Origin of the sequence: Methylobacterium sp. WSM2598, from assembly GCF_000379105.1 — a bacterium.
GTDB lineage: Bacteria > Pseudomonadota > Alphaproteobacteria > Rhizobiales > Beijerinckiaceae > Methylobacterium.
Map to the genome: position 1 here is coordinate 5,993,218 of NZ_KB900609.1, position 10,594 is coordinate 6,003,811.

Below are 10,594 nucleotides of genomic sequence, written 5' to 3' on the forward strand. Positions count from 1 at the left end.
GGCGCGAAGCCCGGCAGCGGGGCGGAACCGGCGGAAGCTCGGCGGATTGCCTCGTCGAGGGGCCCGGCGCAGGGCCAATCGCCTCCGACCGGCACGAGAAGGGTGAATTCGATGCGGCGCGCGCACAGCATGCCTTTCGGCGCACAGGTCGAGCCGGAGGGCGTGCGCTTCGCGCTCTGGGCGCCGACCGCGCGCGAGGTCGCCCTCGTCCTCGACGGCGCCGAGCACCCGATGCCGGAGGTCGGCGCGGGCTGGCGGCGCCTGACCCGGCCCGAGGCCAGGGCCGGCGCCCGCTACGGCTTTCGCATCGACGGAGACCTCGTCGTCCCGGACCCCGCCTCGCGCTTCCAGCCCGAGGACGTCGCGGGCCTGAGCCAGGTCGTCGATCCGGGCGCCTTCGCCTGGACGGACGAGGGCTGGCGCGGGCGGCCCTGGGAGGAGGCGGTGGTCTACGAGGCCCATGTCGGCACCGCGACCCCGGAGGGCACCTACGCGGCGCTGGCGGCCAAGCTCGAGGATCTGCGCGACCTCGGCGTCACCGCGGTCGAGCTCCTGCCGCTCGCCGATTTCAAGGGCTCGCGCAACTGGGGCTACGACGGCGTGCTGCCCTTCGCGCCCGATTCCGCCTACGGCACCCCCGACGACCTCAAGCGCCTGATCGACCGGGCCCACGGGCTCGGGCTGATGATCTTCCTCGACGTCGTCTACAATCATTTCGGCCCGGCCGGAAACTACCTCCACGCCTATGCCAAGACCTTCTTCACCGAGCGCCACCAGACGCCCTGGGGCGCCGGCATCAACTTCGACGGGGGCGAGAGCGGGCGCGTGGTGCGGGACTTCTTCCTGCACAACGCCCTGTACTGGATCGAGGAATTCCACGCGGACGGCCTGCGCTTCGACGCCGTCCACGCGATCCTCGACGATTCCCACACCCATTTCCTGGCGGAACTCGGCTCCCGCATCCGCGCGGCCGCGGGCGACCGCGAGGTTCACCTGATCCTGGAGAACGAGGCCAACCAGGCCCGCTGGCTGGAGCGCGGGGAGGGGGGCAGGCCAACCCTGCACACCGCGCAATGGGCGGACGACCTCCATCACGGCTGGCACGTGCTGCTCACCGGCGAGGCGGCCGGCTATTACGGCAGCTTCGCCGACCGGCCGGTCGCGCACCTCGCCCGCAGCCTCGCCGAGGGCTTCGCCTATCAGGGCGAGCCCTTCCGCACCCTCGACAACCACCCGCGCGGCGAGCCCTCGGGTCACCTGCCGCCCTCGGCCTTCGTCACCTTCCTGCAGAACCACGACCAGGTCGGCAACCGCGCGATGGGCGAGCGCCTGAGCCACCTCGCCGATCCCGACCGGCTGGCGCTGGCCCGCGCCGGCCTGCTGCTCGCCCCGCAGATCCCGATGCTCTGGATGGGCGAGGAATGGTCGGCCTCCGCGCCCTTCCAGTTCTTCGTCGATTTCGCGCCCGACGAGGCGCTGAACAAGGCGGTGCGCGAGGGGCGGCGGCGGGAATTCCGCCACTTCGCCGCGTTCGCCGACGAGGAGAAGGCCAAGGCGATCCCCGACCCGACCGCGGAGGCGACCTTCCGGCGCTCGACGATCGACTGGGCGGAGCGGGAGCGCTCGCCCCACCGCGAGGTGCTGGCCGACACCAGGGCGCTGCTGGCGACGCGCGCGCGGGAGGTCGTGCCGCTGACGCGGTCGGGCTGGCAAGGCGGCACGGCGCGGCTGCCGCGGCCGGACGTCGTCGACGTCACCTGGCGCTTCGCGGGCGGCACGCTGCGCTTCGTCGCCAATTTCGGTGCGGAGTTCGCCCTGCCGACGCCGGAGGGGCGCTTGATCTGGGTCTCGCCCGCTGCAACCTGCCGCGAGGGCGGCGAGATCGTCCTGCCGGCCTGGACCGGGTTCTTCGCGAGAGGGGTGGCGTGATGGCGGTGTCCGAGGATGTGGTCGCGCGGCTCGCCGATCTCGCGGGCGTCGCCGCCAGCTACACGGACGCCTTCGGCCAGCGGGTCGAGACGCCGCTGGAGGTGCGCTGCGGCGTGCTCGCCGCCATGGGCCTGCCCTGCGGGACCGAGGAGGAGGCGCGCGCGAGCCTCGCACGGGTCGAGGCCCTGCGCCGCGGCCTCGTGCCGCCGCTCCTGCCCGTCGAGGCGCGCCGGGCCTCCCGGGTGCCGGTGCGGGCGCGCGGCGGCGGCAGCCTCACCTGGCGCCTCGTCGACGAGCGCGGGAGCGCCCGCGACGGCCGCGCCCTCGTGGCGGCGGGCGACGCGGATTCGGGCTTCGACCTGCCGCCCCTGACGCCGGGCTACCACCGGCTCTCCGTCGGCCTCGGCGAGCAGCGTGCCGAGGCGACCGTGATCGCCGCGCCGCATCGCTGCTGGCGGCCGCGGGCGCTCGGCGAGGAGGGCGCCCGGGACTGGGGCCTCGCCGTGCAGCTCTACGGCATGCGCTCGGCGGGCAATCTCGGCATCGGCACCTACGCGGACGCCGCCCGGGCGGCGAGCGACGCGGGCGCGCGCGGCGCCGCCTTCCTGGGCCTGAGCCCCGTCCACGCCCTGTTCCCGAGCGACCGCCACAAGGTCTCGCCCTACTCGCCCTCCTCGCGGCTCTTCCTGGAGACGCTCTACATCGACCCGGCCGCCGTGCCGGGCTTTGCCGGCAGCCGGGCCGCCGCGCTCCTGGAGGAGAGGCGCCCGGAGATCGCGCGCCTGCGCGACGCGGCCCTCGTCGACCACGCGGGCGTCTGGGAGGTGCTGGGGCCGGTCCTCGACGCGCTCTGGCAGGAGTCCCGCGCCCGGGCCGGGCGGGACACCGACTTCCTCGCCTTCCGCGCCGCGGGCGGCGAGAGCCTGGAGGCCCACGCCAGCTTCGACGCGCTCTCCGAGCATTTCCGCCGCCAGGGCGCCCACTGGCTCGGCGAGTGGCCGGAGCCCTACCGGCGCAACGGCACCCCGGAGGTGCGCGCCTTCGTGCGGGAGAACCCGGAGCGCATCGCCTTCTACGCCTGGTTGCAATTCCTCGCCGACCGGCAGCTCGCCGAGGCCGCCGCGGCCGCGCAGGCGTCCGGCATGCGGCTCGGCCTCTACCGCGACCTCGCGGTCGGCGCCGACCGGGGCGGCTCGGAAGTGTGGTCGCATCCCGAGCGCTTCGCCGCCGGCCTGTCGATCGGCGCCCCGCCCGACCTCCTCGCCCCGAGCGGCCAGGATTGGGGCCTGCCGCCCTTCGACCCCCTGGCGCTGGAGCGCGACGGCCTCGCGGCCTTCCGGGCCCTCGTCCAGGCCAACATGCGCCATGCCGGGGCGATCCGGATCGACCACGCCTTCCAGCTCGCCCGGCTCTACCTGATCCCGCTCGGCCGCGGGGCGAGGAACGGCGCCTACGTGGCCATGCCGTTCGGGCCGATGCTGGCGGTGCTGCGGCTGGAGAGCCACCGGGCGAAGTGCCTCGTCATCGCGGAGGATCTCGGCACCGCGCCGGAGGGCTTCTCCGACGCGCTGATGCAGGCCGGGATCCTGAGCTACCGCATCCTGGCCTTCGAGCGCGGGGAGGGCGGCTCCTTCAAGAGCCCGGGCGCCTATCCGCGCGACGCGCTCTGCGCGATCACCACCCACGACCTGCCGACCTTCGTGGGCTGGTGGCGGGGCGTCGACACGGACCTGCGCCAGTCGCTCGGGCTCTACGACGCCGAGCGGGCGGAGGGCGAGCGGGCCGAGCGGGTGACCGAGCGCCGCCGCCTCTCCGAGGCGCTGCACGGCGAGAACCTGCAGCCCGGCGCCGAGCCGCCCGACCAGCCGCCCTTCGACGCCGCCGCCCGCTACCTCGCCCGCGCGCCCTCGGTGCTGACCGCCGTGCAGTACGAGGACGTGCTCGGCGAGGTGAGCCAGGCCAACATGCCGGGCATCACCGACGGCTACCCGAACTGGCGCCGCAAGCTCGACCGCGACCTCGACGCGATCGCGGCCCCGGGTGGGCCGCTCGCCAAGCTCGCCGCCTCCCTGGCCTCGGAGGATCGCGGGCCGCGCTCGGGCGCCGCGCGCCTCGCCTCGGAGCCCCCGCGGGCGACCTACCGGCTGCAATTCCACAAGGACTTCACCTTCGACGACGCGGTCGGGATCGTGCCCTACCTCGCCGGGATCGGGATCAGCCACGTCTACGCCTCGCCGATCCACAAGGCCCGGCCCGGCTCGACCCACGGCTACGACATCGTCGACCACCGCGAGATCAACCCGGAACTCGGCGGCGAGGAGGCCTTCATCCGCTTCAGCGACGCCCTGAAGGCGCACGGCCTGAAGCTCCTGCTCGACATCGTGCCCAACCACATGGGGGTCGGCGGCGCCGACAATCCCTGGTGGCTCTCGGTCCTCGAATGGGGGCCGCTCTCGCCCGCCGCGCAGGCCTTCGACATCGATTGGGAGCGCCTCGGCGCCCACAACAAGCTCGTCGTGCCCTTCCTCGGCACCCGCTACGGCGAGGCGCTGGAGAAGGGCGACCTCACGCTCACCTTCGACCCGGCCGAGGGCGGCTTCTCGGTCTGGCACTACGAGCACAAATTCCCGATCTCCCCGCTCAGCTACCCGATCATCCTCGACCGGGCGCTCGCGGCCCTGCCGGAGGCCGGGGACGAGGCCGCCGCGACCGTGCTGTCGATCTCCGAGCGCCTGCGGCGGATGAGCGAGGAGACCGAGGAGGCGCGCCTCGCGGGCTTCCCGGCCGAGGCCGACGGCCTCAAGCAGCGCCTCGCCGAGGCGGTGGCGCACGCCCCGGAGCTGCGCCACGCCATCGACCGGGCCGTGACCCTGGTGAACGGCTTCAAGGGCCACCCCGACAGTTTCGGGGCGCTCCACCGCATCCTGGAGGCGCAATCCTACCGGCTCGCCCATTGGCGGGTCGCGGCGAGCGACATCAACTACCGCCGCTTCTTCGACGTGAACTCGCTCGCGGGCCTGCGGGTCGAGCGCCCGGCGGTGTTCGAGGGCGCCCACGCCATGCTGTTCCGCCACATCCGCGAGGGGCGGATCGACGGCCTGCGCATCGACCACATCGACGGCCTCGCCGACCCGGCCGGCTACGTGCGCGCCCTCCAGGCCGCCGTGGGGCCGGGCTTCTACATCGTGGTGGAGAAGATCCTGGAGCCCGGCGAGCGCCTGCGGCCATGGCCGGTCGCGGGTACCACCGGCTACGACGTGCTCAACCAGATCGACGGGCTCTTCGTCGACCGCGCGAAGCAGGAGGCGGTGCGCGCCCTCTACGCGGAGGCGACCGGCACCGACGAGTCCTACGGCCTGCTCCTGCGCCAGGTGAAGGCCGAGATCCTGGAGACGAGCTTCGCGAGCGAGCTCGAGGTGCTGACCTCCGACCTCAAGCGCGTGGCCGACGCCGACCGGCGCACCCGCGACTTCTCGGTCAACGCCCTGCGCCAGGCCCTGACCGAGATCGTGGCGCGGTTCCCGGTCTATCGCAGCTACATGCCCCAGGACCTCGACGAGGGCGACCTGGAGCCGGAGGACGTGCGGCTGATCGAGGGGGCGGTGCGCCGGGCCAAGCGGCACTCGCGGCTGCCGGACCGCTCGGTGCACGACTTCGCCCAGGGCGTGCTGCTGGGGCGCATCGACACCGACGGCCCGGGCCGGCCCTCGCCCGAAATCGTGCGCCGCGTGCGCCGCCGCTTCCAGCAGCTGACCGGCCCGGTCATGGCCAAGAGCCTGGAGGACACGCTGTTCTACCGCTACGTCGAACTCCTCGCGCTCAACGAGGTGGGCGGGGATCCCGGCGAGTACGGGCTTGCGGCGGAGCATTTCCACGCCCTCCAGGCCGCCCGCGCCCGCGATTGGCCGAACGCCCAGATCGCCACGGCGACCCACGACACCAAGCGCGGCGAGGATGCCCGCGCCCGGCTGCTCGCCCTCTCGGCGATGCCCGAGGCGTGGCGGGCCGAGTGGGCGCGCTGGCGGGAGATCGCCGGGCCGCATCTCGGCGAGGTCGAGGGCGAGCCGGCGCCGGACGCCAACGACCAGTGGATGCTCCTCCAGGCCATCCTGGGGGCGTGGCCCCTCGAACTCCTGGAGGACGTCTCCGACGCGGGCGCGGTGGCGGCGTTCCGCGGGCGGCTCGGGACCTACGCGGAGAAGGCCCTGCGCGAGAGCAAGCGCTGGTCGAGCTGGGTCAACGTCGACGAGGCCTACGAGGGCGCGGTGGCGCGGCTCCTCGACGCGCTGATCGCCCCGGATTCCGCCTTCCTCACGGCGTTGCGGCCGTTCGCGGCCCGGCTCGCCCGCATCGGCATGGTGACCGGGCTCGCCCGCACGGCGCTGAAATGCACCCTGCCGGGCCTGCCCGACACCTACCAGGGCACGGAGTTCTGGGACTTCTCCTTCGTCGATCCCGACAACCGCCGCCCGGTCGACTACGCGGCCCGGGCACGGGCGCTCGCCGAGGGCGGCTCGGTCGAGGAGATGCTGGCGCACTGGCCGGACGGGCGGATCAAGCAGGCGGTGCTGGCGCGCCTCCTCGCCGACCGCGCCGCGGCGCCGGGCTTCTACGCGCAGGCCGATTACCGGCCGCTCGCCGCGGAGGGGCCGCGCGCCGGGCAGGCCTTCGCCTTCCTGCGCGGCGAGGCGGCGGGCGGGGGCGAGCTCCTGGTGGCGCTGCCGCGCCACGTGGAGAGCCTGCTGCAGGACGAGGCGGCGGGCGACCTGCCGCGCCTGGCCGGGGCCTTCGCCGGCAGCGCGCTCCCGGTTCCGGAGGGCAGCCGCTGGCGCGATCTCGTCACCGGAGAGGAACTGGGGGAGGAGGGCGGGCGTCTTCCGCTCGACCGCCTCTTCCGGAGGCTTCCCGTCGCGGTCCTGCGGCGGGTAACGGCATCGAGTTGAGCCGCGGCCGGGGTTCGGACGCGGGCGCCCCCTCCCGGACGGGAGCGGGGCGGGGATTCCAGGATCCCAGGGGATTCGAGAATCCCGGGGGATTCCAGGATTCCAGGACCCTGCCCCGGCCGGGGGAGGGCGGAACCGCGCCGAATCCCGCCCCGGCCAAGGTCACGGCGGCGTCGCGGCCGTGCGGCACACGATGCGAGGCTCCAGAGAGGTTGCAGGCAGGATCGGTCCGATGAACGCACCCCGCACCAGCACCACGCCCGCCGAGCGCGCCGTGACGCCGCTGCCCGCCAACCTCGCGCCGCCCGCCACGGGCCCCCGCATCTACAACCTGTTCCCGCTCCTCGTCGGGCGGGTGCGGGACTGGACCGCGGAGCTGCCGCGCATCGCCGCGATGGGGTTCGACTGGGTCTACCTCAACCCGTTCCACCAGACCGGCGGCTCGGGCTCGCTCTACGCGGTGGCCGATCCCGACCGGCTCGACGACCGCTTCCGCGACCCGGACGGCGCGCCGGACGACGAGCAGATCCGCCGCTTCGTGGCCGCGGCGGCCGAATCCGGCCTGCGGGTGATGACCGACCTCGTCGTCAACCACGCGGCCAATGACGGGCGCCTCGTGCGCGAGCGGCCCGACCTCTTCCTGCGCGACGCGACCGGCACCCCGGTGAGCCCGGCCGCGGTCGACCCGGACGACCCGAGCAAGGTGACGGTCTGGGGCGACCTCGCCGAGTTCGACTACCACGCGGAGGGCCCGCGCGCCGCGCTGACCGGGTTCTGGGACCGCTACGTCGCCCGGCTGCAGGGGCTCGGCGTGCGGGGCTTCCGCTGCGACGCCGCCTACAAGGTGCCCCCGGAGGTCTGGCGCGCGCTGATCGGCGCCGCGAAGGGCCGCGACCACGCGGTGCTCTTCGCGGCCGAGACGCTCGGCTGCACCTTCGAGGAGGCCCGCGCCACCGCGGGCGCCGGCTTCGACTACCTGTTCAACAGCTTCGCGTGGTGGGACCTGAAGGCGCCCTGGGCGCTGGAGCAGTACGACCGCCTGCGCATCCTCGCGCCCTCGATCGCCTTCCCGGAGAATCACGACATGGCCCGGCTCGCCGCCGGGGTGGCGGGGGGGCCGGAGGCGGTGGCGCGGCGGCTCAAGACCCGCTACGCGCTGGCGGCCTTCTTCTCGGCCGGGGTGCTGATGCCGATCGGCTACGAGTGGGGCTACCGGCAGCCGCTCCACGTGGTCGAGACGAGCCCGGCCTCCCGCGAGCCGGACAGCGGCATCGACATCTCGGGCTTCATCGGCGCCGTCAACCGCCTGCGGGCCGAGTTGCCGGCCGCCAACGTCGAGGGCGCGCAGTGGCGGCTCTCGGCGCCGGACGCGCCCTACGTGGCGCTGCTGCGCCTCGATACCGGCCATCCGGGCTCGGCGAACCACGCGGTGATCGTGCTGTTCAACCCGGGCGAGGCCGCCGTCGCGGTCGATCCCGGCCCGCTCATCGCCCGCACGGGGGGCGAGCTCGGGCCCTTCGAGGACCTCACGCCCGAGGCGGCGCCGCTCCCCTTCCGGCCGGACGTCTCGGTCGACCTGCCCCCCGGCGCCGTCCACATCCTGGCGGCCCGGCGCATCGCCGCCCAGGTGCCGCCGAAGCGGCGCAAATCCGAGCCGGGCGGGGAGGGGCGCGTCGTCATCGAGGCGGTGTCGCCGGAGATCGACGGGGGCCGCTCGGCGGTCAAGCGGGTCGTGGGCGAGCGCCTGCGGGTCGAGGCCGACATCTTCACGGACGGGCACGAGGTCATCAACGCGGCGGTGCTGTCGCGGCTGGCCGGCGAGCGCGAGTGGCGCCGCGACCCGATGGTGTTCATCGACAACGACCGCTGGGGCGGCTCCTTCCCGCTCCTGCGCAATGCCCGCTACGAGTACACGGTGGAGGCGTGGCGCGACGACTTCTCGTCCTGGCTGCGCGGCCTGGAGAAGAAGCGCCTCGCGGGCGTCGACGTGCATCTCGAGACCATCGAGGGCGTGGCCCTGGTCCGGCGCGCGGCGGAGCTCGCGGACGGCAGCGACGCCGACGCGCTGCGGGGCCTCGTCGCCGCCCTCGACGCCGACGCGCCGGGCTCCGACGCGCAGCGCCGCCGCATCCTGGACCACCAGCGCCTGATCCACCGCAATTCCGAGAAGGTGAACCTCTCGCGCTACCCGGTGGTGCTGGAAGTGTTCGCCGACCGGCTCGCGGCCCGCTTCTCCGCCTGGTACGAGATCTTCCCCCGCTCACAATCGGGCGACCCGAACCGCCACGGCACCTTCGACGACGTGATCGCCCGGCTCCCCGCCATCCGCGAACTCGGCTTCGACGTGCTCTACTTCACGCCGATCCACCCGATCGGCCGCAAGAACCGCAAGGGCAAGAACAACTCGCTGAGGGCCCGCGAGGGCGACGTCGGCTCGGTCTACGCGGTGGGCGCCGAGGAGGGCGGCCACGACGCGGTCCACCCGCAGCTCGGCACGCTCGACGATTTCCGCCGCCTCGTCGCGGCGAGCCACGCCCACGGCATGGAGGTCGCCCTCGACTTCGCCATCCAGTGCTCGCCCGACCATCCCTGGATCGCGCAGCACCCGGAATGGTTCGACTGGCGCCCGGACGGCAGCATCAAGTACGCGGAGAACCCGCCCAAGAAGTACGAGGACATCGTCAACGTCGACTTCTACCGGGAGGGCAGCCTGCCCTCGCTCTGGCTGACGCTGCGCGACACCGTGCTCGTCTGGGTCGAGCTGGGGGTGCGCATCTTCCGGGTCGACAACCCGCACACCAAGCCGATCCCGTTCTGGGACTGGATGATCCGCGACATCAACGACCGCTACCCCGACGTGCTCTTCCTCGCCGAGGCCTTCACCCGGCCGAAGATGATGAAGAAGCTGGCCAAGGCGGGCTTCCAGCAGAGCTACACCTACTTCACATGGCGCAACACGAAGCAGGAGCTGACCAGCTACTCCGAGGAACTCGCCGGCGAGATGGGCGAGTACTACCGCCCGAACTTCTTCGCCAACACGCCGGACATCAACCCGTTCTACCTGCAGACGAGCGGGCGGCCGGGCTTCATCGTGCGCGGCACGCTCGCCGCCACCCTGTCGAGCGTCTACGGGATCTACAACGGCTTCGAGCTCTGCGAGGGCACCCCGATCCCCGGCAAGGAGGAATACCTCGATTCCGAGAAGTACGAGATCAAGGCCTGGGACTACGACCGGCCCGGCCACATCCGCGACCACATCATCAAGCTCAACCGCATCCGCCGGGAGAATCCGGCGCTCTGGGACTTCCGGAACGTGGTGTTCACGCCGGCCTGGAACGACCAGATCCTCGCCTACCTGCGGGCGACGCCGGAGCGGGACAACGCGGTGTTCGTCATGGTCAATCTCGACCCGAGGAACCGGCAGGAATGCAGCTACGACGTGCCGCTCTGGGAATTCGGCCTGCCGGACGACGGCGCCGTCGAGGTCGAGGACCTGCTGCTCGGCTACAAGTTCCAGCTGCGCGGCAGGACCCACCGCATCGCCCTCGACCCGGCCGAGCGCTCGGTCGTGATCTGGCGGCTGCGCCGGGTTGCGGTCTGAGGCCGCGCGTGGCAGCACGACCCGCTCGCGGCTCGCGGCGGCCCCCGCCCTGAGCCGACCCGCACCCGTCGTTTCCCGAACTCCCTCCCGGCGAGAGGCGCTCATGCGGGACGAGACCGTC

General features: G+C 73.4%; 3 protein-coding genes. All 3 read left to right on the top strand.

Annotated features, from left to right (window positions below):
• The first annotated feature begins 111 nt into the window (after positions 1-111).
• On the top strand, positions 112-1,929 hold the full coding sequence (treZ, locus tag MET2598_RS0128040; RefSeq protein ID WP_026190985.1) for a malto-oligosyltrehalose trehalohydrolase: 1,818 nt from the start codon (positions 112-114) through the stop codon (positions 1,927-1,929).
• Entirely contained in the window at positions 1,929-6,872 is a 4,944-nt protein-coding gene (locus MET2598_RS0128045; RefSeq protein WP_018263124.1) for a malto-oligosyltrehalose synthase, read from the top strand. Before treZ ends, MET2598_RS0128045 begins: the two co-directional genes overlap by 1 nt.
• Before the next feature lie 232 nt (positions 6,873-7,104).
• Positions 7,105-10,473 (top strand): maltotransferase domain-containing protein, encoded by a 3,369-nt coding sequence (locus MET2598_RS0128050; protein WP_018263125.1) that lies wholly within the window; start codon positions 7,105-7,107, stop codon positions 10,471-10,473.
• Positions 10,474-10,594: the final 121 nt, after the last annotated feature.